This is a genomic window from Novosphingobium capsulatum NBRC 12533 (assembly GCF_001598375.1).
Lineage (GTDB): Bacteria > Pseudomonadota > Alphaproteobacteria > Sphingomonadales > Sphingomonadaceae > Novosphingobium > Novosphingobium capsulatum.
Genome location: NZ_BCYV01000003.1, coordinates 107,176 through 130,070, shown reverse-complemented (window position 1 = coordinate 130,070; position 22,895 = coordinate 107,176). Strand labels below are relative to the sequence as shown.

The window sequence follows — 22,895 nt, the reverse complement described above, 5'->3', positions numbered from 1 at the left end:
GAGAAACGATGACGACACCCGCGATTCCCGAGACCGCTCCCCAAGCCAGCGGCCTGCGCAAATGGAGCGCCTATCTGGGCCCCGCCGTTTCGGTGGCGATCCTGTGCGCCGTGCTGTGGCAGCTGCGCCAGCTCAACTGGCTGATGGTGGTATCGATCATCCCGCGCTCCCCGCTGATCTGGCTGGTGCTGGCTGCCAGCTATTTCGCTGGGCCGGTGGCCGACTGGGTGATCTTCCGCAAGCTGTGGGGCATCCCGTTTTCGGGCTTGGCGCCGCTGCTCAAGAAGCTGGTCGGCAACGAACTGCTGCTGGGCTATGTCGGGGAAGTCTATTTCTACGACTGGGCGCGCCGCCATGTGAAGATGGAGGGTTCGCCCTTTGGCGCGGTGAAGGACGTGGCGATCCTTTCGGCGCTGGCCGGCAACATCATCACGATCCTGATGATGGGCATTACCTGGTATGTCAGCGGGCGGGTCGATTTCGGCCAGAACACCTGGCTGATCGTTTCGGCCATCGCCTTTGCCCTGGCGACGTCGCTGGTCATCACGTTCCTGCGCAAGGGCATTTTCAGCCTTTCGGGCCGCGCGCTGTGGTTCGTCTTCATGGTCCACTGCCTGCGCATCGCCGCCGGCATGGGCTTTACCGCCTTGTCCTGGCACCTGATCCTGCCCGAGGTGTCGATCGGCACCTGGATCCTCTTTTCCACCATCCGCCTGCTGGTGGCACGCCTTCCCTTCATCCCCAATAAGGATATCGCGTTTGCCGGCATCACGCCGCTGATCGTGGGCAAGGGAGTTCAGACTGATGTCATGATCGCGATGATATCGATGCTGATCGTTGCCACACACGTGATCCTGTTCATCGGTCTGATGCTGCTGGATCTCGTGCAGAAGGAGAAGAACGCGTGAAGAAGCTGGCCCTGCTGGCACCTGTCGCAGTCATTCCCGCCGCCCTGCTGCTGGGGGGCGCCGGCCCGCTGCCGCCGTCCACCCCCGATCTCGGCAAGGCCGAAGGGCAGTGCCGCCCTGGCGAGCATGGCCCCTCGTTCATGGTCGATATCCTGGGCCTCAAGGACCACACCGGCAAGCTCAAGCTGGAAGTCTATCCGGCCAACGACAGCGATTTCCTGGCCGATGACAACGTGCTGGTCGGCGCGGGCAAGACGTTTCGCCGCGTGGAGGTCAACACCCCGGCCGAACCCACGCCACGCCTGTGCGTGCGCCTGCCCGGCCCTGGCCAATACACCGTTTCGGTGCTGCATGACCGCGACGGCAACCGCAAGTTCAACTGGCAGCGCGACGGCATCGGCTTTTCCGGCAACCCCCGCCTGGGCTGGTCCAAGCCCAAGGCGGCCAGCGCCACCGTTTCGGCTGGAAACGGACCGACCACGTTGCGGATCGTGATGAACTACCGTAACGGTCTGATGTCGGTGGGGCCACTCAAGGGCGCGTGATGAAGCTTGTCGATGTTAGCGCATTCTACGCCCCCAAGGGCGGCGGGGTGCGCACCTATGTCGATCGCAAGCTCAAGGCAGCGGCGGCGCTGGGGCATGACATTACCGTCATCGCCCCTGGCCAGCGCGACCATGTCGAGGAGCGTGGGCCCAATGGCCGCATCCGCTGGCTGAAGAGCCAGCTGTTCCCGCTCGATTTCAACTATCGCTGGTTTTCCGACATCCCCGCCCTCTATGCCGCGCTGGACGAGGAAAAGCCCGATTTCGTCGAGGCATCGTCGCCCTGGCGCAGCGCCAGCGTGATTGCCGATTGGCCCGGCCACGCGCCGCGTGCGCTGATCATGCATGCCGATCCGCTCTCGGCCTATGCCTATCGCTGGTTCGATCCGGTGGCCACGCGGCCCACGATCGACAAGGCTTTCGAGCGCTATTGGCGGCACCTGCGCCGCCTGGACGAGCGCTATGACATGATCGTCAGCGCCAGTGCCAGCCTGTCTGACCGGCTCACTGCCGGTGGCCTGACTCGGGTGGTGACCAACCCCATGGGCGTCGATCCCGGCATTTTCTCGCCCGAATTCCGCGATCTGGCGCTGCGCAAGGGCATGCTCGAGCTGTGCGAGCTGCCAGAGGATGCCACGCTGCTGCTGGGCGTCGGGCGCTTTGCCCCGGAAAAGCGCTGGCCGATGCTGGTCGATGCCGTCACCGCCGCGGGAAACCGCCGCCCGGTGGGCATGGTGCTGGCCGGCCAGGGGCGCGAGCGCAAGGCGATCGAGCGGCGCATTGGCGGCAACCCGCATATCCGCGTGCTGGCCCCGATCACCAAGCGCCACGAACTGGCCCGCGTGATGGCCAGCACCGATGCCCTGCTGCATGGCTGCGAGGCCGAGACATTCTGCATGGTCGCCGCCGAAGCCCGGGCCAGCGGCCTGCCGCTGATCGCGCCCGACCAGGGCGGCGCGAGCGACCAGGCGCGCGCGTCGAACGGCTGGATATATGAATCCGCCAACGCCGCCGCCGCCACTGAAGCCGTGGCGCAATATGCCCTGGCGCGCGAAAGCGGGCTGGATGGCCCCCGCGCCGACCTGCCGCCGCCGCGCACGATGGACGATCATTTCCGCGAGCTGTTCGCCAGCTATGAAGCGGTGCTGGCAGGCGCGCGCCAGGCGGCTTGATCTGGCGCTTGCGCTTGGTTTGCGCAAGGTTTCCACCACCCCCAACCCCCTCCTCTGAAGAGGAGGGGGCTTTTGTTTTGGCGCTTTAACTCCCCCTCCTCTTCAGAGGAGGGGGTCGGGGGGTGGTGGAAACCAAGCGCGATACCAACGAAAAAGGGCGGCAGGTTTCCCCGCCACCCCTTTGTTTTGTGCGCTGGTGCGATCAGAAGTTGATCGTGGCGTCCAGGCCATAGGTGCGCGGCGCGTTGAAGTTGCCGTAATCACCCAGGACATTGTTGATATTGCCATTGGCCGAGGTCGAGAACGCCGGGATCGAATTCGACGGATCGCGGCGATAGACATAGGCGGTGTTGAACAGGTTGCGGCCCCACAGACCCACCGTCAGCTTCTGGCCAGTGTTCGACACCGGAATGTCGGCCAGGGCCAGGCGGCCGTTGAACACCACCGAAGCGTCGTTCTTGGTAGCATACTGGTCAAACGTCTGGGTGGCCTGCGAATAGTTGCCATCCAGGTGCAAGCGCACTTCCGTGCCATTGGTGCCAATCGGGTGGGCATAGTCGATCGAGCCCGACGCCGCGTTGCGCGGGGTGAACACCACGTAGACGTTCTGGGTGATGCCGGTGAACGGGTTCGTCACCTGCGGCAGCTTGGTGTAGGTGTAGGCGTAGGAGGCGTTCAGCGTCAGACCTTCCACCGGCTTGACCGTCAGATCGGCTTCGATGCCGCGGATCTTGGTCACGCCAGGAACGTTGACCGTTTCCAGCACGTTGACGTTGGACGAGCCCGACACGTAGATCGCGTTGAAGTCAACCTGGCTGTTCTTGCGGTCCATGATGTAGCCGGCAATGTTGAACCGGGCACGATGATCCCAGAAGTCGCTCTTGAGGCCGACTTCATAGGACTTCACGTTTTCCGGATCGAACCCGCGATACGTGGGCGAGCGCGAGGATGCACCGCCAGCGCGATAGCCGGTGGCATACTTGGCATAGACATGCAGGCCATCGTTCACGTCATAGGCGATGGTCGCCATCGGGTTGAACTTGTTCCAGGTCTTGTCCAGCGTGTTGCCGTTGGCGGCATTGCGGAACGTGACCAGCGTGCCCTTCTTTTCGTCGTGGGTGTAGCGGCCGCCCACGGTGATGTGCAGTGCCTCGGTCGGGTTAACGGTTGCCTGGGCATAGCCAGCCAGGCTCTTGGAATTGGCCACCGACGCGCGGTCGATCGACGCGAACGGATTTTGCAGCGCGGCGGTGTTGATGGTGTAGCCGGTGCCGTCAGCATTCCAGATGTTGGAGTTGGGCGTGGCGGCGTTATCCGACACGTGCTCGTTGAAGTAGAACACGCCGGCGACATAATCGACGATGCCGACCGAGCCGACAGCCTGGAGTTCCTGGCTGAACTGGTGCTGCCACAGGTTGGCCAGCGAATAGCGGCTGAACGGTGCGTTGGCGGCATAGACCGGCACACGGTGCGCACCGCCCGAGTTGTCCCACTGTTCGCTGGTCACGCCGCGCCATGCGGTGATCGAGCGCAGTTCGAGTTCGGGCGCGACCTTCCACTTCAGGGTGTTGGTAAAGCCGTGGGTGCGGTCGATGCTGGGCTGCTGCGGCACGCCGATGTCGGCCACCTTCATGCGCGTCTGGCCGTTGACGACGACCAGGCCAGGCAGCGCCTTGACGGTGCCGGTCAGCGCGGTGAACTTGGTGCCCGGGGTGTTGCAGGCCTGGGTCACGGGGCCAGCGACGCACTTGTTGGGGTTGTAGTTCAGCAGCTGGCTGTAGAACGGCGAGTTGCTGTCCCAGCCGTTGTCATAGCTGAAATCGTTGGTGATATCGCTCGTGGGCTTCCAGCGCACGGCGATGCGGCCACCGCGACGGTCGAAGTAGTTCCAGCCGGTCTGGCCTGCGAGCGGGTTCTTAACCGTGGCGCCCTGGTACTGGGCGACGCCATCGAGCTTGACCGAGAAGTTGTGGTATTCGGGCAGGTCGAGGTGGATTTCGCCGTTGTACGAACCATAGTTGCCAAAGCCACCGCTGATGCGGCCGCCGAACTGGCCCGAGGGCGCCTTGGACACGAGGCTGAGCGCGCCACCTTCGGTGTTGCGGCCGAACAGGGTGCCCTGCGGGCCCTTGAGCACTTCGACGCGTTCCATGTCGAACAGCGCGGCGTTGAGGCCATGCTGGCGGCCCATGTAGACGCCATCGATATAGACGCCCACGCCCTGCTCGCGCGCCGGCTGGTTGGCGTCGAGCGGCACGATGCCGCGAATACCGATGGTCAGCGCGGTCTGGCGCGCTTCGAAGGTGGCGACGCGCAGCGACGGCACCGCGCCATCGGCGAGGTCGAGCAGGCTCTGGACGTGGCGGTCCTTGATCGTTTCAGCCGAAACGACGTTGATCGAGATCGGCGTCTTCTGAAGGTTGGTTTCGCGCTTGGTGGCGGTGACCACGATTTCGGTCAGGCCCTTTTCCCCCGCAGAAGCATCGCTTGCCGGTGCTTCTGCCGCAGCATCGGCAGCCGGTGCAGTCTCGGCCGCGAAAGCCGGCATGGCGTTCAGCGCAAGCGCGCCCGCCCCGGCCAGAAGGCCGGCACGAACAGTGTTCTTCAACATCGGATTTCCCTCACTGGTGAGGCTCAAACGCCCCTTCGCGCCACCCCCTAGGTGGGCATGGCTGCACTTTTGTGACGCGCGCATGTCAGGAATTGTCACATTTGACCGAAACCTGACATTTTCTGCAGCAAAATCGGCGGATTACCGCGATTTCCTGCAGTTCATGGCAAAATGTGTCCGCACAAAAAAAGCCCCGCTCCGGGCAAACCGAAGCGGGGCCGATCAGGCGAATCGCGCGGGGGCACATGGCCCCCCTCGCGCAGGGTGGATCAGAAGCCGGCCTTGAGCGTCACGAAGACCTGGCGCGGCGCACCGGCCAGCAGGGTCTGGTTGTCGCCCGAGAAGCCAAAGCCGTTGGAACCGATCGTGGCAATGTAGCTCTTGTCGAACAGGTTGGTGCCATTGACCTGGATTTCCAGCGGCGTGCGCTGGCCCACGTCGATGCGATAGCCCAGCGTGGCATCGACCAGGGCGCGGCCCGGCACCGACTGGTCGTTGAGGTAGGTGAAATAGCGCTTGGACATATAGTTGACCGCAACGCGCCCGAAGAACGAATTGCTGTCATACGAGATTTCGCCGCGCGCCAGGTGCTTGGGCGTATCGACCACGGTCTTGCCGGCGGTGAGCGCCGTACCGTTGGCAGTCACCACGTTGTCGCGATAGGTGTTGTTGTTGTAGCTATACGAAGCGAACAGCGCGAAGCCGTAGGGCAGCTTGTAGTTGACCACCGCTTCCAGGCCATAGGCGCGCACGTTGCCCACGTTCTGCACCAGGTTGGCCGCCCCGACGATGCCGACCGAGGTGGGGATCGTCAGCAGGCGATTGCGGAAGTTGACGAGGTAACCGCCGAGCACGGCGTTGAGCGGCCCGTTGTTGACGCGCAGGCCGCCTTCATAGGTATCAGACTGTTCGGGCTTGAGACCATTGGCGGCGATCTGGTTGAAGCCGGCCTGGGTGGTGGAGAACGGGCTGGAGGTGGCGTCAGCCGTGAAGGCGCGCGTCACCTGGGTGAAGCCGGCAAAGACTTCGGCGCCGCCACCCAGCTTGTAGGTCAGGCCCGCGTGCGGCTGGAACCAGTCGCGCGCTTCGAGGCGGCCCACCGCTAGGTTGCTCTGCGCCGCCAGCTTGGACGCGCGATTGATCACGTCAAAGCCCTTCCAGCCGAGATTGATCTTGAGCGCGCCCAGATCGATATCGTCCATCACGTAGTACTGCACCGTGGTGGTGTTGTACGCCATGTACCACTGCGTGGCGAACGGATCGGTCAGGAAGTGGTGGAAGTCGATGCCGGGAACGGTGCGGCTGGTCAGCCCATAAAACCGGCGTGCCTGGTTGAAATCGTTGTTTTCGGCCCAGCCACCCACGGTGAGCTTGTTCTTGTTCAGATCGACCACGAAATCGCCGAACACGCCTTCGCGCTTGATGTCGTATTCGGTGGTGCGCACCGACATCGGCACGCCGCTGGGGCTGGCGAGATAGGGCGTGCCCCACAGGCCCTGGCCGCGGTTGTGGTGGTAGTAGGACTTGATGTTGAACGAGATCGTATCGTTCAGCGGGCCGCTGGCGCCAAAGGCATAGACCCAGTCACGGCGCAGGCCGGCCGCGTCGTAATAGGCATCGTCGGCGTTGATCATGTTGTCGGGATAGGTGGTGCCGGCGGCCGGGTTGGTCGGCTTGACGCCGGTATAGCCGGTGTTGGCGCCCACATCGGCGGCGAGCACGGCCGTGGCATACTGGTGCGGGCCGAAGTTGTCCCAGTTGTAGCCATGGCGCGCGATCAGCGCGAGCGAGAGATCCTGATAGTCCTGCTCGACGCGGTCGGAATAGCTGTACCAGCCTTCCAGGTTGATGCGGCCGGCAGGCGCAATGAACTTGAAGTTGGTCATCAGCGTGCGCTGCTGGCCATCACCCTTCCACTTGTTGCCGTTCTGGTACTGCAAAGAGCCGAACGCACGCACGCCATCGGGGGTGCCCACGGCCAGGCGGCCAAACCCGCGCCAGGTTTCCGACGAACCATAGGAACCGCTGGCATCGATGGCGACGTGGTGATCACGCAGCAGTTCGGCCGGATCGATCGACTTGAATTCCAGCGTGCCGCCCAGGTTGCTGGTCGACTGCGTGTCGATCGCGCCCGAACCCTGGCTGACGGCGGTGACGCCGATGTTTTCCGGGCTGATCGCGCGGCTGACATGCAGGCCGTTGTTGTTGCCATAGCTCATGTTGCCGAGCGGGATGCCGTCGAGCGTGAAGCCCAGCTGGTTCTGGTTGAAACCGCGAATGGTGACGCGGGTGGACCATTCATAGTTGCCGAACGCGTCAGCCGACTGGAAGTTGACGCTGGGCAGCTTTTCAATGGCCTTGAGCGGGCTGGTGCCCGAGGCCAGGATCGCCAGATCGGCGGCCTTGATTTCCTGCGTCTGGCGGGTTTGACCAGTGCCCAGCACGACGATTTCCGGGCCATTGGCGGCGGCATCGGGCGCGGATTCAGGCGCGGGCGCAGCGGCATCGGCCGCAAAGGCGGGGCAGGAGAAAAGCACGGCGCAGCCGGCAAGCAGGGCAGAAACGCGACGCATGGTAATCCCTCATGGATTTTGCCCCCGTGCAAAAGGGGGAATGGTGCGACGCGCCGGCTAGCCCCGTGCGGTTTCAGATTGATGCCGTTTTGATGACAGTTTGGCGGCACTAGGCCGGATTATGCGTCACCAAACCGTCATGGATGGCGCCGGCCTGCCGGGCGCAGTCAAGCGCCAGCAGCCGTTCCAGCAGCCAGCTGCGCGCCGGCCCGGCCGGGCTGTCACGCCGCCATTGCGCGTGGATCGGATAGGTGATGCAGTCGCCTTCCGGCATGGCCAGGTGGACCAGGCGGCCACTGGCCAGGTCATCGGCCACGACATGGCGGGGCATGTTGCCCCAGCCGATGCCCTGGCGCAGCAGGGCGTGCTTGGCGCCCAGATCGCCCAGCCGCCAGGTGCGCGCCGCCAGGACCGAGAAATCGCGTCCCTGGGTCAGCGCGGAACGATCGGTGAGGACGAGCTGGAGATATTGCCGCCCCGCGCCCGGCGCCACCGCGCTCATCCTTGCCAGCGCATGGCCGGGAGCGGCCACCGGCACCAGCTCGACCGCGCCGATGGCGATGCGATCGAGTGCGGGATCATCGACCAGCACCGCGCCGGTGATCGCCAGGTCTGCCTGACCATCGAGCAGTTGCCCGGGCACGGCCCCGAGTGCCTCGACGTGCAGGCGCAGATCGACGGTGGGGAACGCCACCAGGAATTCCTGCAACAGATGGGCCAAGGCCTCGGTCGGGAACATGACGTCCACCGCCAGGGTCAATTCGGCCTCGAGCCCCTGGTTGTGCCCGCGTACGCGGGCCATCAGCGCATCGACATCGTCGGCCACGGCGCGCGCGCTGGCCAGCACGGCCCGGCCGGCATCGGTCAGCTGCGGCTTGCGCGATCCCTCGCGGTCGAACAACACGACGCCCAGCTGCGCCTCGAGATTGGCAATGCCATAGCTGACTACCGAGATTGCCCGGCCCAGCCGGCGCGCGGCGCCGTTGAACGTCCCCTCATCGACCACCGCCAGAAAGATGCGGATCTGGTCAATGCTGGGCTGGCCCACATCCATGCCGCGCTACTCCATTCAACGAAACTGAACATTCTTATCCGAAATATGGGGATTTTAGAAAAGGACAAAAGCCGCCAGACAGCACGCGACGCATTCCACCACCGCTTTTGCCCCAGAAGGATTCGATCCCATGACCAACCGCACTGCCGATCCCCGCGTACTGCCCCTGATCGTGGACCGCTGGTCGCCGCGCGCGTTTGACGGCGCCGCCGTTCCGGCTGAAGACCTTGCGGTGATCTTCGAGGCAGCGGGCCTGGCGCCTTCGGCATTCAACTATCAGCCCTGGCGGTTTCTCTATGCCGTGCCCGGCGATGCCAACTGGGCCGCGTTCCTCGACATCCTGATCCCGTTCAACCAGGGCTGGGCCAAGGATGCCGGCGCACTGGTGTTCATCGTGTCGGACGAATCGATGCGCAAGGACGATGGTACCGCCAATCCCAACCACAGCCACAGCTTTGACGCTGGCGCGGCCTGGGCCATGCTGGCGTTGCAGGCCACCGCGCTGGGCTATCACACCCATGGCATGACCGGGATCGATTTTGCCAAGGCACGCGACGTGCTGGGCGTGCCCGAAGGCTGGCGCGTGGAAGCGGCCGTGGCCATCGGCCGTCAGGATAGCCCGGAAAAGCTGCCCGATTTCCTCAAGGAACGCGAAGCGCCGAGCGGGCGCAAGCCGGTGGCCGAAGTGGCCGTTGCCGGAACCTTCGCCAGCCTGCCCGCCTGATACGCCAAGGCGAAACGGTTCCCGCTGTCGCAACGGCCAGTGGGATGTAGAGCACATTTCGTCGCATTGGCCGGGGCGCGCCCTTGGCAGCGGCGGGAACCGACGCCACGTTGGCCCCCATAGCATAACGCAATTGTTTGTTTCGGGGTCTCGCAATCATGACATTTGGCAGGCGCCAGTTCCTTGGCGCACTTGCCGGATCGGCGGCCTCGGCGCTGTTTCCGCGCGCGGCGGCAGAAGCGATTGCGCCTATCCAGGGTTCGAACGGTGCCTGGGCACCCGGCCTTGGCCCCGGCGCAGCCACGCTTCCTCCCCCCTCGCCCGCGGCAGACAGCCCGGCTCTGCTGACCCGCGCTCTTGGTGCACTGCGCGAACATGGCAACCATGTTGCCGCGCAAGACGTAATCGGCATCGTCGATTTCTCCGCCCCCTCGCGGGAGGCGCGCTTCCAACTGGTCGATGTGGCCAGCGGCCGGGTCTTGTCCTCCCACCTCGTGGCCCATGGCCGGGGTTCCGATCCGGCCAACAAAGGCTGGGTGGAACGGCTTTCGAACGAATACGGTTCGGAAGCATCGTGCAGCGGCAGCTTCCTGACCGGCGACACCTATTACGGGCGGCATGGTCGTTCGCGCCGGCTGATCGGCCTCGATCCGGAAAACAATCTCGCGCAGATGCGCGGCATCGTGATCCACGCCGCCAGCTATGTTGGCCCCGACATTGCCAACATGCAGGGCCGAGTCGGCCGCAGCCAGGGCTGCTTTGCCGTGTCGAACACCGATATCGATCGTGTGCTGGGGCTGCTCGGCCCTGGCCGGCTGCTCTACGCCGCGCGCTGAGCCAGCGCGTGGCGGTGCCGCGAATTGCCGCCTGCGCCACGACCAGAACAACCCACCAAAACGCGGCACACGCGCATCGGTTCCCATGATCACCCGAAAGGGCTCTAACGTGGGTTAATGCTTGCCTCGCAAGCCTTTCTGTGATCCCGACAGACATTCTCCCGCGGGTTGCTGCTACTTGTCACAAAGTGTCGCAGGGCGTTGCCAAATCGGCTTTCGTCCACTTTGGCCGACAAGGCTGTGCTACGCGGCCCTGCGAATCATACATGTCGGTGAAATAATGTTGCACAGTCTTCCGGTTGCTCCCTCCTTCCGGTTCCCGGCCCTTCGCCTGGCGGCCACACGCGCGCTCACGCCCCTCGCCCTGGCTGCCTTGCCCCTGGGTGCCACGCTGATGCTGGGTGGTTGCGGCAAGGGCCAGGAAGGCCCGCCCAAGCAAGACGCGCAGGTTGGCTATATCGTGGCCACGCCCACGGCCGTGCCGGTGTTCACCGAACTGTCCGGCCGCACCGTGGCCAGCCAGATCGCCGAGGTGCGCCCGCAGGTGACCGGCATCATCATGGACCGCCTGTTCACCGAAGGCAGCATGGTGCGCGCCGGCCAGCCGCTCTACCAGATCGACTCCCGCAGCTATGCCGCCACGGCAAGCCAGGCCGCCGGCAACCTCGCTGCCACCCGCGCGACGGTGGAATCGCTGCGCCTCAAGGCCGAACGCTATAAAGTGCTGGCTGACCAGGGCGGCATTTCCCGCCAGGACGCCGCCGATGCCCTGGCTGCCTACAACCAGGCGCGCGGCCAGGTCATGGCCTATCAAGGCGCGTTGCAGGCCGCCAAGGTCAACCTGGGCTTTACCCGCATTCTCGCGCCGATCAGCGGCCGCATCGGTGTGTCCAGCGTGACCAAGGGCGCGCTCGTCACCTCCAGCCAGACCGATGCGCTGGCCAAGATTCAAAAGCTGGACCCGATGTGGGTCAACATCCAGCAATCGAGCAACGATTACATGGCGCTGCGCCGCGCGCTGCAGTCGGGCAAGCTGTCGGCCGATGGATCGGCCCCGGTCAAGGTGATCCTGGCCGATGGAACCGAGTGGCCGGTGGAAGGCCGCCTCAACTTTGCCGACGTCGATGTCAACAGCCAGACCGGCACGGTGATTCTGCGCGTGACGGTGCCCAATCCCAAGGGTGACCTGCTGCCCGGCCTTTTCGTCAAGGCGCGGCTGGTCCAGGGCATCGTGCCCAACGGCATTCTGGTGCCGCAGGGCGCGGTCAGCCGCACCCCGCGTGGCACGGCCACGGTTCTGGTGATCAACGCCAAGGGCCAGGCGGAAACCCGCGACGTGACCGCCGAAACGCCGGTGGGGAACAACTGGCTGGTGACCAGCGGCCTGGCCGCCGGTGACAAGGTGATCACCGAAGGGCTGATCAAGGCCAAGCCAGGCGCCAAGGTCAAGGGCACGCCTGCGACGGCTCCTGCCGCTGCGCCTGCTGCTGATGCCACCCCCGCCCCGGCCAGCGCGGGGGCAAAGTAACGCTCCATGCTGTCGCGCTTCTTTGCCAATCGCCCGATCTTTGCCTGGGTCATCGCTATTGTGGTGATGGCTGCGGGCGCCTTTTCCATCACCACCATGGGGGTGGAACAATACCCCGACATTGCCCCGCCAACCGTTTCGATCAGCGCCACCTACAACGGGGCTGATGCGCAGGCGGTGGAAAACAGCGTGACGCAGGTGCTTGAGCAGCAGCTCAAGGGCATCGACGGCATGCTCTATTTCACCTCGACCAGCAGCAATGGCTCGGCCAACATCACCACCACGTTCGAGAAGGGCACCAACCCCGATACGGCGCAGGTGCAGGTGCAGAACGCCATTTCGCGCGCGACCAGCCGCCTGCCCACCGTGGTGCAGCAGCAGGGCGTGACGGTGACCAAGGCGCAGAATGACCAGCTCTTGGTCATGGCGCTTTATGACACCACCGGCCGCAGCACCAATGCCGACATCGCCGACTATCTGACCACGCGCATCCAGGACCCGCTCTCGCGCGTCGAAGGCGTGGGCTCGGCCGACGTCTATGGTTCGTCCTATGCCATGCGCATCTGGCTCGATCCGGCCAAGCTTGCCGCGGTCAACCTGATGCCGTCCGACGTGAACGCCGCGCTGACCGCGCAGAACACCCAGGTCGCCGCCGGCGAAGTGGGCGCCCTGCCCGCGCCGCAAGGCCAGCGCCTCGATGCCACGGTCACCGCGCGTTCTCGCCTGCAGACGGTGGATGATTTCAAGAAGGTCATTCTCAAGACCAGCGCCGATGGCGGTGAAGTGCGCCTGTCCGATGTGGCGCGCGTGGAGATGGGCCAGGAAAGCTATTCCTCGATCAACACGCTCAACGGCAGTGCGGCCACCGGTATCGCGGTCAGCCTTGCCTCGGGCGCGAACGCGATGAAGACGGCGCAGCTGGTCAAGGCCAAGATCGACGAGCTGGCCAAGTCTATGCCCGAAGGCTACCAGATCTCGTATCCGCGCGATTCCAGCACCTTCGTCAAGATCTCGATCGAGGAAGTGGTCAAGGCCCTGCTCGAAGCGATCGCGCTGGTCGTGGTGGTGATGTTCCTGTTCCTGCAGAACTGGCGCGCCACGCTGATCCCGGCGATCGCGGTTCCGGTGGTGCTGCTCGGCACCTTCGGCATCCTGGCGCTGCTGGGCTATACCATCAATACGCTGACCATGTTCGGCCTGGTGCTGGCCATCGGCCTGCTGGTCGACGATGCCATCGTCGTGGTCGAAAACGTCGAGCGCGTGATGCACGAGGAGCATCTTTCGCCGCTCGATGCCACGGTCAAGTCGATGGGCGAGATCACTTCGGCGCTGATCGGCATCACCCTGGTGCTGACCGCCGTGTTCATCCCCATGGCCTTCTTTGGCGGATCGACTGGTGCGATCTATCGCCAGTTCTCGATTACCATCGTTTCGGCGATGGGGCTTTCCGTGCTGGTCGCTTTGATCCTGACCCCGGCACTGTGCGCCACGCTGCTCAAGGCGGAGGAAAAGCCGCACGGCCGCTTCTTCACCGGCTTCAACCGTCGCTATGACCGGTTGCAGGAAGGCTATCAGAACCGTCTGGGCGGGATCGTGGGCCGCCCCTTGCCGTGGATGCTCGCCTTCGTGGCGATCATCGGCGCGATGGTGTTCCTCTATACCCGCCTGCCCACCAGCTTCCTGCCCGATGAGGACCAGGGCCAGTTGATGATGAGCTATACCCTGCCGGTCGGCTCCACCATGGAGCAGACCCAGGCCGTGGCCAAGCAGGCACAGGATATTATCCAGCAGACCGAAGGCAACAATATCCGCGCGGTGTTCATCATCGCCGGGCGTGGCCAGGGTGGCTCAGGCCAGAATACCGGCCAGGGCTTCATCCTGCTCAAGGACTGGGACGAGCGCGCCGGCAGCGACAACAGCGCTGCGGGCATTTCCGCCCGCCTCAACAAGCTGTTCGCCCAGAAGCTAGGCAACAAGGCGCAGATCTTCGTGCTGTCGCCGCCGGCCATTCGCGGCTTGGGCAATTCGGCCGGGTTTGACATGTATCTGCAGGACAGCGCCGGCCAGGGCCGCACCGCGCTGACCGCCGCACGCAAGCAGCTGGTCGATGATGCCAATGGCAGTGGCCGCGTCGCGCAAGCCCGCCTGCAGGGCCTGGAAGATACGCCGCAGCTCAATGTGGCGCTCAACGACGAGGCGATCACCGCCTTCCAGATCGCGCCGGCAGACGTGAACTCCACGCTGTCGACCGCCTGGGGCGGCACCTATGTCAACGACTTCGTCGACCGTGGCCGCGTGAAGAAGGTCTTCGTCCAGGGCGATGCGCCCTATCGCAGCAAGCCGCAGGACCTGGGCCAGTGGTATGTGCGCGGCTCTGACGGGCAGATGGCGCCGTTTGCCGCCTTTGCCCAGACCAACTGGACCGTCGGCGCCCCGGTGCTGCCGCGCTTCAACGGCATCGCGGCGCAGGAAGTGGTGGGCAATCCGGCCAATGGCATCAGTTCGGGCCAGGCCATGCAGACCATGGAAGACCTCGCCGGCAAGCTCAATGGCGGCTACAGCGTGGCGTGGGCGGGCCTGTCGTATCAGGAACGCGCCGCCAGCAGCCAGACCGGCCTGCTCTATGGCGCGTCGATCTTCTTCATCTTCCTGTGCCTGGCGGCGCTTTATGAAAGCTGGTCGGTGCCGGTATCGGTGCTGCTGGTCATTCCGCTCGGCGTGATCGGCGCCGTGCTCGCCGTGACGCTGCGCGGGTTCAACAACGACATCTATTTCCAGGTGGCGCTGCTCACCACCATCGGGCTTTCGGCCAAGAACGCGATCCTGATCGTGGAATTTGCCGAGGCGGCGCTGCATCGCGGTGTTGCCCCTATGGAAGCCGCACTGGAAGCGGCGCGGCTGCGCTTCCGCCCGATCATCATGACGTCGGTGGCGTTCATCGCCGGTGTCATTCCGCTCGCGGTGGCGAGCGGGGCCGGCGCCAACGGCCGCCGCGCGATCGGCACCGGTGTGCTGGGCGGGATGCTGTCGGCCACGCTGCTGGCGATCTTCCTGGTGCCGCTGTTCTTCGTGCTGGTGAAGCGCGTCTTCGCTCGCGGCAAGAACGGCAAGGACACGCCCCCGGCCGATAGCCACGCCATGGACAAGGAGCCGCAGGCATGACCGCGCCCATCGTGAAAACCGCCCGGGCCGCGCTGTGCGGCGCGGCCGTGATGGCGCTTGGCGCCTGCAACCTGGCGCCGAAGTATGTGCGCCCCGAACTGCCGGTGGCGCCCAACCTGCCGCAGGGCGCCAGCTATCCGACGCTGGCCGATGGCGCCGGCGGCGTCGATGCGATCGGCTGGCAGGCGTTCTTCACCGACCAGCAGTTGCGCGACACGATTGCCCTGGCGCTGTCGAGCAACCGCGACCTGCGCAGCGCGGTAGCTGCCGTGGCGCAGGCGCGCGCGACCTATCGCGTGGACCGTGCCGCGCTGGTGCCCACGGTCACTGCCGGCCCCAGCGCCTCGATCTCGCGCAACAGCACGATCCGCAGCGAAACCTACGAGGTGAGCGGCAACGTTTCGGCCTATCAGGTCGATCTGTTCGGCAAGCTGCGCAACACCAGCAAGGCCGCGTTCGAGGCCTATCTGGCCAGCGACGAAGGGCGCAAGGCCACCCAGATCACCGTGGTTTCGGAAACCGCCACGGCCTGGCTGACCCTGGCCGCCGATCGCGACGCGCTCGCCGTGGCCCAGGCCACGTTCGCCTCGCGCAGCAAGACCCTGCAGTTGACCCAGCAACTGGAAGCCAATGGCGTGGGCACCAAGCTGGCCATAGCCCAGGCGCAGACCGCGCTGGACACCGCGCGCGCCGATGTGGCGGACTATACCACCTATGTGGCGCAGGATCGCAACGCACTGGAACTGCTGGTGGGCGCGCCGGTGCCCGAAACGCTGTTGCCCAAGACCCTGGGTGACGGGCGCCAGACCCTGGCGAGCCTGCCAGTGGGCCTGGGTTCTGACGTGCTGCTGCGCCGGCCAGACGTGCTTCAGGCAGAGCATACCCTGAAAGCCGCCAACGCGCGCATCGGCGCCGCCCGGGCGGCGTTCTTCCCGTCGATCTCGCTGACCGGCCTGCTTGGCCTCGCCAGTTCCAGCCTGTCGGGGCTGTTCAACGGCGGCACATTTGCCTGGTCGGCCAGCGGCAGCGCCACGCAGACGCTGTTCGATGGCGGCGCCAATGCCGGCAACCTCGCCTATGCCAAGGCGAGCCGCGATGCGGCGGTGGCGGCCTATGAAAAGTCGATCCAGACCGCGTTTCGCGAAGTGGCCGATGCCCTGGCCCGGCGCGGCACGATCGATGACAAGGTCGCTGCGCAGGAAAGCAATCTTGCCAACGCCGAAAAGGCGGCGCGCATCACCCAGTCGCTCTATCAGAACGGCATCAACACGTTCCTGGAACCGCTCGACGCCGAACGTACCGCCTACACGGCGCGGCAGGCGCTGGTCACCGCGCGGCTGGCGCGGGCGACCAACATGGTTACGCTGTATGAAGTGCTCGGCGGCGGGCTGACGCCCTGATCGGGGCGCCGATCGGTCCGTAACGGTCGGGTTGTGGCTGCATCGATCCTTGCCGCAGCGCAGCAGGACAGGAACACTAAGGGCATCGGGACAAGGCCGCGCGCGGCCGTTCCGGTGCCCTGCTGTTTTCCGGCCCAAGGACGCTGCCTGCGATGTCGCTCTCATCCGCTTCCCCTGCCCCGCTTGCCGCGGACCTGCCGGCCAGCATGTCGGCAGCGCGGCGGCCCTTGCGCGTGGCGCTACTCAACGTGAAGTACAGCCCCAACCTGGGCGATGGGCTGCTGGCCGAATGCCTTGAGCGCGAACTGGCCCATGCGCTGGGCGGGGCCGATGTCTATTCGATCGACATTGCCGGGCGCCATGGCTGGTCGGCCGCATCGGCGAGGCGGCGGCGGCGCATGCTGGCCGTGCTCGAGGCGGTGCCGCCGGCGCTGCGCCGCGTGATGGCTGGCGTTGCACTGATGGCGTTGAGCCGGCTGGCGCTGCGCCGGCATGTCGCCCGCGCCCTGGACGGGGCCGATGCCGTAGTGATCGGTGGCGGCAACCTGTTGACCGATGCCGATCTCAATTTCCCGATCAAACTGCGCAGCGCCGCCGCAGAGGTTTCCCGGCGTGGGTTGCCGCTGGCGGTCCATGCCGTGGGCGCCAGTGCGCACTGGTCGCCGCGCGGGCGGGCGCTGTTTGCCCGCGCATTGGCCCGCCGCCCGCTGGCGCATGCCGCCGTTCGCGATGAAGCCAGCCGCCTGGCCTGGGCTGGCCAGTTGGAAACCCGTGGCGCCGTGGCGGCAGAGGTGGTGGGTGATCCTGGCCTGCTCGCCAGCCTGCACTATCCGCGCGGGCCATCTGCCCCTGCCGAGGCAGCCCCGGCCACCGGCGCCCCGCGCGAACGCCGCGTGGGGCTGTGCATCACCGATCCACTGGCGCTGCGCTATCACGTGGGGCAGCATCACGGCGCAGCGGCGCAGGCTGCTGGCGCCTTGCACGATGCGGCGGTGATCGACTGGTACGGCGCGCTCGCCACCGCCCTGGCGCAGCAGGGGCTGCACGTGATCCTGTTCACCAACGGCAGCCCGGAAGACCGCGCCTGCCTTGCCCGCAACGCGCCGCGCTGGACAGCCGAACGCGCTGCCGCAGATTGGCGCGGCGGTGTGCCGCGCCAGGGCCATGGGCGTGTCAGCATGGCCGCGCCTTTTGCCGCGCCGGCCGATCTGGCGGGGTTCGTTGCCGGGTGCGATCTGGTCATCGCCCACCGCATGCATGCCTGCATCGCCGCCCATTCGTTTGCCGTGCCCACCATCGGGCTGACCTGGGATGACAAGCTCGCCAGCTTCTTTGCCCTGGCCGGGCGTGCCGCCTATGCCGTCGATGGCCCGGCGATGACGGCGGCCGCGATGGTCAACCTCGTGCACGCAGCCCTGGCCGAAGGGGTGGACCGCGCGGCGCTCGCCAGCCTGATCAGCCGCACCCGCGCCGATGTGGCACGGCTGGCCCGGCGCCTGGCCCATGCAGCGCAGCCTCGCCTTGCCAAGGGCCCAGCGCCGCACCCGCGCGCAACGGCAAGTGCCAGTGCAGTGGTGCCAGCCTGATGCGCGGGACGACGATCGATCGTATCGTGGTGATCAACGATCTGGCGCGGCCGATGGGCGGCGCCAGTGCGCTGGCGCTGTCCTCTGCCCACGCGTTCCGCGCGCTGGGGCATGACGTGACGCTACTGGTTGGCGATGCCGGCGACGATGGCTGCCTGGCGGCAGCGGGCATCGCATGTGTTGCGCTGGGCCAGGGACGGCTGCTTTCCCGCCCCCGGATGGAAGCGGCGCTGGCCGCCTTGTGGAACCGCCGCGCGGCGCAGATGGTCGCGCGCTGGATCGCGCAGCATGATACGCCGCGCACGGTCTATCACCTGCACGGCTGGCTGCAGATCCTGTCCCCGGCCGTGTTCCATGCGCTCGCCCCGGTGCGCGATCGACTGGTCATTTCCGCGCATGATTTCTTCCTCGCCTGCCCCAACGGGGCCTTCGCCGATCTGCGCACCGGGCAGCCCTGCCCGCTGGTGCCGCTGTCGCGCGCCTGCATCACCGCCAATTGCGACCGCCACAGCCGCAGCCACAAGCTGTTGCGGGTGCTGCGCCATGCGATCCAGACGCGGGTGTTTGATCCTGCGCATGCGCCGCCGGTGCTGGCGATCCATGCCGCCATGGCGCCGCTGCTGATGCGCGCCGGCATTCCCGCGCAGGCGATCCACGCCCTGCCCAACCCGGTGGTGCCATGGTCGGCCACGCGCATCGCTGCCGAAACCAACCGCGAAGTGCTGTTCGTTGGCCGGCTGGAGGAAACCAAGGGGCCAGACCTGGCCGCCGCCGCCGCCCGCGCCGCCGGAGTGCCGTTGCGCCTGGTGGGTAGCGGCGCGCTGGAAGCAACGCTGCGCGCCCGCCATCCTGAGGCGCGCTTCAGCGGGCGCCTATCCCCGGCAGAGATCGCCCGCGTGGCGCAGCGCGCGCGGCTGCTGGTGATGCCCAGCCGCTATCCCGAACCCTATGGACTGGTGGCGATGGAGGCGGCGCGCTCGGGCATTCCGGTGATCCTGCCGCCCACCGCGCTGCTGGCGGGCGATCTGGTGCGCCATGGCGCGGGCCTGGCAATCGACCCGCGCGACACATCAGGCTTTGCCGCGCAACTGGCGGCATTGGCGCAAGACCATGCCCGCATCCGCACGATGAGCGAGGCGGCCTTTGCCCTGCCCGATGATCTGGCGCTATCGCCCGATGCCTGGGTTGCGCGGCTGCTCGATTTCTATGCCGCACGGCTCGCCGCCCGGTCCGTGGCAGAACACGCACAGGCGCAGGGTCAGCCGTGCGACGAGCGGCGCCAGCGTGCCGCCGACGGGCCAGACGCATCGCCACCATCAGCCGGTTGGCCCGGCCTTGGCCGCACTGGCCGCACCCGGCCATTGAGCACGGCCGAACTGGCCAACGGCGCACGCCGTTCGAGATCGCGCAGCAGCGAATAGGGATGGCTGCGCGCCAGGTTGCGCCAGTGCTGGATCTTGACGGACAGCAGCACCACCGCCAGCGCCGCGACCGACACCGCCCAGCGCCACACCTGCATCTGCCCAGATTGCGCGGCAGCCAGGAATTCGGCCACGCTCATCCACACCGCCTGCGCGCCGAGCAATTCCGGACTCGGCTGGTCCGGCACGGCCAGAAGGATCAGCAGCCCTAAAACATAGGCCATGATCGCCGTACTCTCGGCCGATGCCCAGCCGGTGACATAGCCGGCGGTCATCAGCGTGGCCATGGCGAGCGCCAAGGCGCGGCCAAGGCGGACGAGTTGCACAGGAGCAAAGCGGGCAAGCAGGTGGTTCACCCTGCCATGGGTGGCACAGCAGCCCTCAACGAATGCTTGCGCACGATCGTTAATGCCCAGGCATATGCGCTACGCACAACGCCTGAGGAAGACTATCCCGGCTTTGGCAGCAATCTGCCCCACGCCTTCGGCATACCAGACCGCTGAATCGCTTGGATTTGACCGGATCGCTTGATCGTCAACGCGCAGTTTCAGCCACCATGTCGGGCCAAGTGGCTCGGCAATGGGGGCGATTGCTGCCGCGAGGGACGCGCCCCGGTGATACCAGACAGCCATGGCGATGGTGGCAGGAGGCATGGTGCAACAGCAGCGACAGGGGGGTGGCGCGCTGGCGCGTGGGACGGCGGCTGGTTGGAGGCACCGGGCGCGCTGGGCACGAATGGCAGCGCGGTGGGGTGCGCTCGCCGGGGCGCTGTCGTGGCCGATGCTCGCCGCGGGGCAAAGCGCGCCAGAGCGCCGCGCCGGCCCCGAAACCGTGGAGAACCGCATTCGGCCGGGCATGGAGGGCACCGGGCTCATGGCCGGATCGCTGCGAATCCTGCCCACGGTGGCGTTCGGCGTAGTGGCGACGGACGATCTCTATGCCCGCCGCGTGCCACGCGTGGCCGATGTCGGGGCCAACCTGGCCCCGGCCGTCACCGTGCAATCGCAATGGAACCGCCATTCCCTCACGCTGCGTGCCGATGGTCTGTTCGAACGCTATACCCGCCACGGCGCCGAAGGCACCGATCGCTATGGCGCCGGCGCTGCCGGGCGGATCGACATCGGGCGCGATACGCGGGTGAATCTTGACGCCGCGATCGATCGCCGGATCGAGGCGCGCGGCACCACCGGCGATACGCTGTTCGGCGTCAAGCCGATCGCCTATCGCCAGGTAAGCCTGGGCGGCAGCGTGGAGCAAGCCGTGGGCGCCACCCGCTTGGCGTTCGACCTGCGGTTCGATCGCTTCCACTATTTCAACCGGCACGATGGCAACACCACCATCGTGCTTGCCCCGCGCGACTATCAGGCGCTGGCTGGTGGAGCCAAGCTGGTCCGCCCGATCTCTTCGGCGGTGGCAGTATCGCTCGCCCTGCGCCTCAACAGCACGCGCTATCCCCATGAAGATCGCACGCAGCCCAGCCGGCGCGGCCATGGCTATGCCGTGATGGCCGGCATTGCCTTTGGCCAGGATCGCCTGCTCGAAGGGCAAGTGGCGCTGGGCTATCTGCACCAGCGCTTTGCCAGCCGGGCCTATCCCACCATCACCGGGCTGGCTTACGATGCCAATGTCCAATGGCACGTCACGCCGCTGACCACCGTGTCGCTCGCCGCCGACAAGACGATCCAGCGCTCCCCAATCATCGATGTCGCGGGAATCGAGCAGCAGCAGTTCAGCCTGGGCGCCGCGCACGAATTGCTACGCACGCTGATCCTGCGCCCCAGCGTGAGCTATACCATCAACCGCTTCCGCGGCGGGGCGCGGGTCGATCGCTATGCCAGTGCCGGGCTTGCGGCGACGTGGCAGGCCGCGCCCCATGTCATGGTGGAAGGGGCGCTGCGCCATGCCCTGGGCCGCACCAGCGCGCCCGTGGCCAAGCCGCGCGAATATGACCAGAACCGCGCCACGATCACCTTGAAATACGTGTTCTGAAAGAGTCGCGCCGCGATGGCCAGCCTGCCGCTTGATCCGCATCTGACGCCCGATCACCACGGCCCTGACGGCGCCGATGATCCCGCAGCGCGGCGCGCCGAACTCGCGCTGCGGGCGGCCATCGCCTTGCTGTTTCTGGTGGCGCTGGCGGCGGCGTTGCGCCTCTTCGCGCCGGGCCCGGATCATGCCGCGCTGCGCCTCGATCTGGCTGGCGCGCCGGCCGCGCTGCATGGCCCACCGCCCCCCGCGCTGCCCGATCCGGCTGCGCTGCTGGACGTAAGCGCCCAGGATGCCCGCGCGTCCAATGCGGCCGTGCCGATTGCGGTAGCGCCAGTGGCCGCCGCGCCCTTTGCAGTGGGCGAGGCAGCGCCCGCAGCACTGGAACGGGCACGAGATTGCCTGGCCGCCGCCGCCTGGTACGAGGCGGGGGATGATCCTTCGGGAGAGCGGGCCGTGGTGCAGGTCGTGCTCAACCGCGCGCGCCATCCCGCCTTTGCCGGCCCCGGCGGCATGGCCAGCGTGTGCGGCGTGGTGTTCCAGGGATCGCAGCGCCAGACCGGTTGCCAGTTTTCCTTCACCTGCGATGGCAGCCTGGCGCGCCGCCATCCCGGTCTTGCCGCCTGGGCGCGCGCACGCGCCATTGCCGGGGCGGCGCTTGCTGGTGCGGAGGACCCGCGCGTGGGCTGGGCAACGCATTACCATGCCGATTACGTCGTGCCGAAATGGCGCGACGGGCTGGCCAAGCTGGCGCAAGTGGGCGCGCACCTGTTCTATCGCTGGCCGGGTTGGTGGGGCACCGGCCCGGCGTTTCGGCTGAGCGGCACCAATCTCGCGGGAGAGCCGGTGGAGCCAAGCCTCGCCGCCCTGTCTCCAGCGCATGACGGCACGCTCGCTGCGGCTGACCCCACCCTCCTCGCCGGCCTGACAGACACTGACGACGCGGTGACGGTCGACACCCGCCTGGCTGCTATAAACCAGTTGCCGGGTACCGCTCTGCGCGATGCCGGCCCCGCGGCAGCGCTGGCGCCCGGCCGCGCCGCGTTGATGGCGCTGCATGGCGGCGGCGATGACACGCCGCTCGACGGCGCGCCGATCCGCATCACCTTTGACGCCGCGCTGTTTCCCGGCCGCTATGCCATCCAGGCGCTGGAGGCCTGTGGGCACCGGCCGCGGTGCACCGTGCTGGGCTGGCGTGGCGCGCCGGGGAGCCTCGATACGCTGGCCTTTGCCTATCGTCGCAATCGCAACAGCGGCGGCGAAGGTGCCTGGTGGGATTGCACCCTCACCCCGCGCACCGATCGCGCGCAGTGCCTGCCGCCCGCTGGACAGCGCCAAGCCCTGCTCTCCAGCGGCGGCTGAGCATACTGGGCGTCGTCAACCCTTGCC

15 protein-coding genes are annotated in these 22,895 nt (G+C 66.5%); 12 read left to right on the top strand and 3 right to left on the bottom strand.

What is annotated here, in order from left to right; all coding sequences use genetic code 11:
* The first annotated feature begins 8 nt into the window (after nt 1-8).
* Genes SCA01S_RS00715 through SCA01S_RS00705 form a run of 3 tightly spaced genes read left to right on the top strand, consistent with a single transcriptional unit; the run spans nt 9 to nt 2,625 of the window.
* Nucleotides 9-908 carry a hypothetical protein gene (locus SCA01S_RS00715; protein ID WP_062781859.1) on the top strand — a complete coding sequence of 300 codons (900 nt, stop codon included), beginning with the start codon at nt 9-11 and terminating at the stop codon, nt 906-908.
* On the top strand, nt 905-1,453 hold the full coding sequence (locus SCA01S_RS00710) for a DUF2141 domain-containing protein (RefSeq protein ID WP_022677370.1): 549 nt from the start codon (nt 905-907) through the stop codon (nt 1,451-1,453). Before SCA01S_RS00715 ends, SCA01S_RS00710 begins: the two co-directional genes overlap by 4 nt.
* On the top strand, nt 1,453-2,625 hold the full coding sequence (locus tag SCA01S_RS00705) for a glycosyltransferase (RefSeq protein WP_022677369.1): 1,173 nt from the start codon (nt 1,453-1,455) through the stop codon (nt 2,623-2,625). The genes SCA01S_RS00710 and SCA01S_RS00705 overlap by 1 nt, the downstream gene beginning before the upstream one ends.
* A 202-nt stretch (nt 2,626-2,827) precedes the next feature.
* Here the strand turns inward: SCA01S_RS00705 and SCA01S_RS00700 are convergent, their stop codons facing one another.
* From SCA01S_RS00700 to SCA01S_RS00690, 3 genes are all read right to left on the bottom strand, one after another.
* Nucleotides 2,828-5,236: a TonB-dependent receptor gene (locus SCA01S_RS00700; RefSeq protein ID WP_062781856.1), complete on the bottom strand. Its 2,409-nt coding sequence runs from the start codon at nt 5,234-5,236 to the stop codon at nt 2,828-2,830.
* A 269-nt stretch (nt 5,237-5,505) separates the two neighbouring features.
* Nucleotides 5,506-7,809 carry a TonB-dependent receptor gene (locus tag SCA01S_RS00695; protein WP_022677367.1) on the bottom strand — a complete coding sequence of 768 codons (2,304 nt, stop codon included), beginning with the start codon at nt 7,807-7,809 and terminating at the stop codon, nt 5,506-5,508.
* 109 nt (nt 7,810-7,918) lie between these two features.
* A complete protein-coding gene (locus SCA01S_RS00690; RefSeq protein ID WP_084390694.1) occupies nt 7,919-8,863 on the bottom strand; it encodes a LysR family transcriptional regulator in 945 nt (314 codons plus the stop codon).
* Between the two features lie 130 nt (nt 8,864-8,993).
* Between SCA01S_RS00690 and SCA01S_RS00685 the strand changes: the two genes are divergently transcribed.
* The 9 genes from SCA01S_RS00685 to SCA01S_RS00640 all read left to right on the top strand — a co-directional run bounded on the left by SCA01S_RS00685 (nt 8,994) and on the right by SCA01S_RS00640 (nt 22,868).
* Entirely contained in the window at nt 8,994-9,587 is a 594-nt protein-coding gene (locus SCA01S_RS00685) for a nitroreductase family protein (protein WP_062781851.1), read from the top strand.
* A 158-nt stretch (nt 9,588-9,745) separates the two neighbouring features.
* Nucleotides 9,746-10,423 (top strand): murein L,D-transpeptidase catalytic domain-containing protein, encoded by a 678-nt coding sequence (locus tag SCA01S_RS00680; RefSeq protein ID WP_022677364.1) that lies wholly within the window; start codon nt 9,746-9,748, stop codon nt 10,421-10,423.
* Nucleotides 10,424-10,703: 280 nt separating this feature from the next.
* The gene (locus SCA01S_RS00675; protein ID WP_062781848.1) at nt 10,704-11,951 is read left to right on the top strand and encodes an efflux RND transporter periplasmic adaptor subunit; all 1,248 of its coding nucleotides are present in this window, start codon (nt 10,704-10,706) and stop codon (nt 11,949-11,951) included.
* Between the two features lie 6 nt (nt 11,952-11,957).
* Nucleotides 11,958-15,113, top strand: a complete 3,156-nt coding sequence (locus tag SCA01S_RS00670; protein ID WP_062781845.1) for an efflux RND transporter permease subunit — start codon at nt 11,958-11,960, stop codon at nt 15,111-15,113.
* Entirely contained in the window at nt 15,110-16,513 is a 1,404-nt protein-coding gene (locus SCA01S_RS00665) for an efflux transporter outer membrane subunit (protein WP_062781843.1), read from the top strand. The genes SCA01S_RS00670 and SCA01S_RS00665 overlap by 4 nt, the downstream gene beginning before the upstream one ends.
* 152 nt (nt 16,514-16,665) lie before the next feature.
* Nucleotides 16,666-18,099: a polysaccharide pyruvyl transferase family protein gene (locus SCA01S_RS00660; protein ID WP_245652395.1), complete on the top strand. Its 1,434-nt coding sequence runs from the start codon at nt 16,666-16,668 to the stop codon at nt 18,097-18,099.
* Complete coding sequence (locus SCA01S_RS00655) at nt 18,099-19,520, top strand: glycosyltransferase family 4 protein (protein WP_084390693.1); 1,422 nt, start codon at nt 18,099-18,101, stop codon at nt 19,518-19,520. Before SCA01S_RS00660 ends, SCA01S_RS00655 begins: the two co-directional genes overlap by 1 nt.
* Nucleotides 19,521-20,255: 735 nt before the next feature.
* A complete protein-coding gene (locus tag SCA01S_RS00645; RefSeq protein ID WP_062781838.1) occupies nt 20,256-21,509 on the top strand; it encodes an outer membrane beta-barrel protein in 1,254 nt (417 codons plus the stop codon).
* A 15-nt stretch (nt 21,510-21,524) separates the two neighbouring features.
* Nucleotides 21,525-22,868, top strand: a complete 1,344-nt coding sequence (locus SCA01S_RS00640; RefSeq protein WP_062781835.1) for a cell wall hydrolase — start codon at nt 21,525-21,527, stop codon at nt 22,866-22,868.
* The last annotated feature ends 27 nt before the right edge of the window (nt 22,869-22,895 follow it).

Excerpts from the sequence above, each read along its gene's own strand:
- SCA01S_RS00715 (WP_062781859.1), top strand. The coding sequence starts at position 9 with ATGACGACACCCGCGATTCCCGAGACCGCTCCCCAAGCCAGCGGCCTG.
- SCA01S_RS00705 (WP_022677369.1), top strand. The coding sequence starts at position 1,453 with ATGAAGCTTGTCGATGTTAGCGCATTCTACGCCCCCAAGGGCGGCGGG.
- SCA01S_RS00700 (WP_062781856.1), bottom strand. The coding sequence starts at position 5,236 with ATGTTGAAGAACACTGTTCGTGCCGGCCTTCTGGCCGGGGCGGGCGCG.
- SCA01S_RS00695 (WP_022677367.1), bottom strand. The coding sequence starts at position 7,809 with ATGCGTCGCGTTTCTGCCCTGCTTGCCGGCTGCGCCGTGCTTTTCTCC.
- SCA01S_RS00690 (WP_084390694.1), bottom strand. The coding sequence starts at position 8,863 with ATGGATGTGGGCCAGCCCAGCATTGACCAGATCCGCATCTTTCTGGCG.
- SCA01S_RS00685 (WP_062781851.1), top strand. The coding sequence starts at position 8,994 with ATGACCAACCGCACTGCCGATCCCCGCGTACTGCCCCTGATCGTGGAC.
- SCA01S_RS00680 (WP_022677364.1), top strand. The coding sequence starts at position 9,746 with ATGACATTTGGCAGGCGCCAGTTCCTTGGCGCACTTGCCGGATCGGCG.
- SCA01S_RS00675 (WP_062781848.1), top strand. The coding sequence starts at position 10,704 with ATGTTGCACAGTCTTCCGGTTGCTCCCTCCTTCCGGTTCCCGGCCCTT.
- SCA01S_RS00670 (WP_062781845.1), top strand. The coding sequence starts at position 11,958 with ATGCTGTCGCGCTTCTTTGCCAATCGCCCGATCTTTGCCTGGGTCATC.
- SCA01S_RS00665 (WP_062781843.1), top strand. The coding sequence starts at position 15,110 with ATGACCGCGCCCATCGTGAAAACCGCCCGGGCCGCGCTGTGCGGCGCG.
- SCA01S_RS00660 (WP_245652395.1), top strand. The coding sequence starts at position 16,666 with ATGTCGCTCTCATCCGCTTCCCCTGCCCCGCTTGCCGCGGACCTGCCG.
- SCA01S_RS00655 (WP_084390693.1), top strand. The coding sequence starts at position 18,099 with ATGCGCGGGACGACGATCGATCGTATCGTGGTGATCAACGATCTGGCG.
- SCA01S_RS00645 (WP_062781838.1), top strand. The coding sequence starts at position 20,256 with ATGGCAGCGCGGTGGGGTGCGCTCGCCGGGGCGCTGTCGTGGCCGATG.
- SCA01S_RS00640 (WP_062781835.1), top strand. The coding sequence starts at position 21,525 with ATGGCCAGCCTGCCGCTTGATCCGCATCTGACGCCCGATCACCACGGC.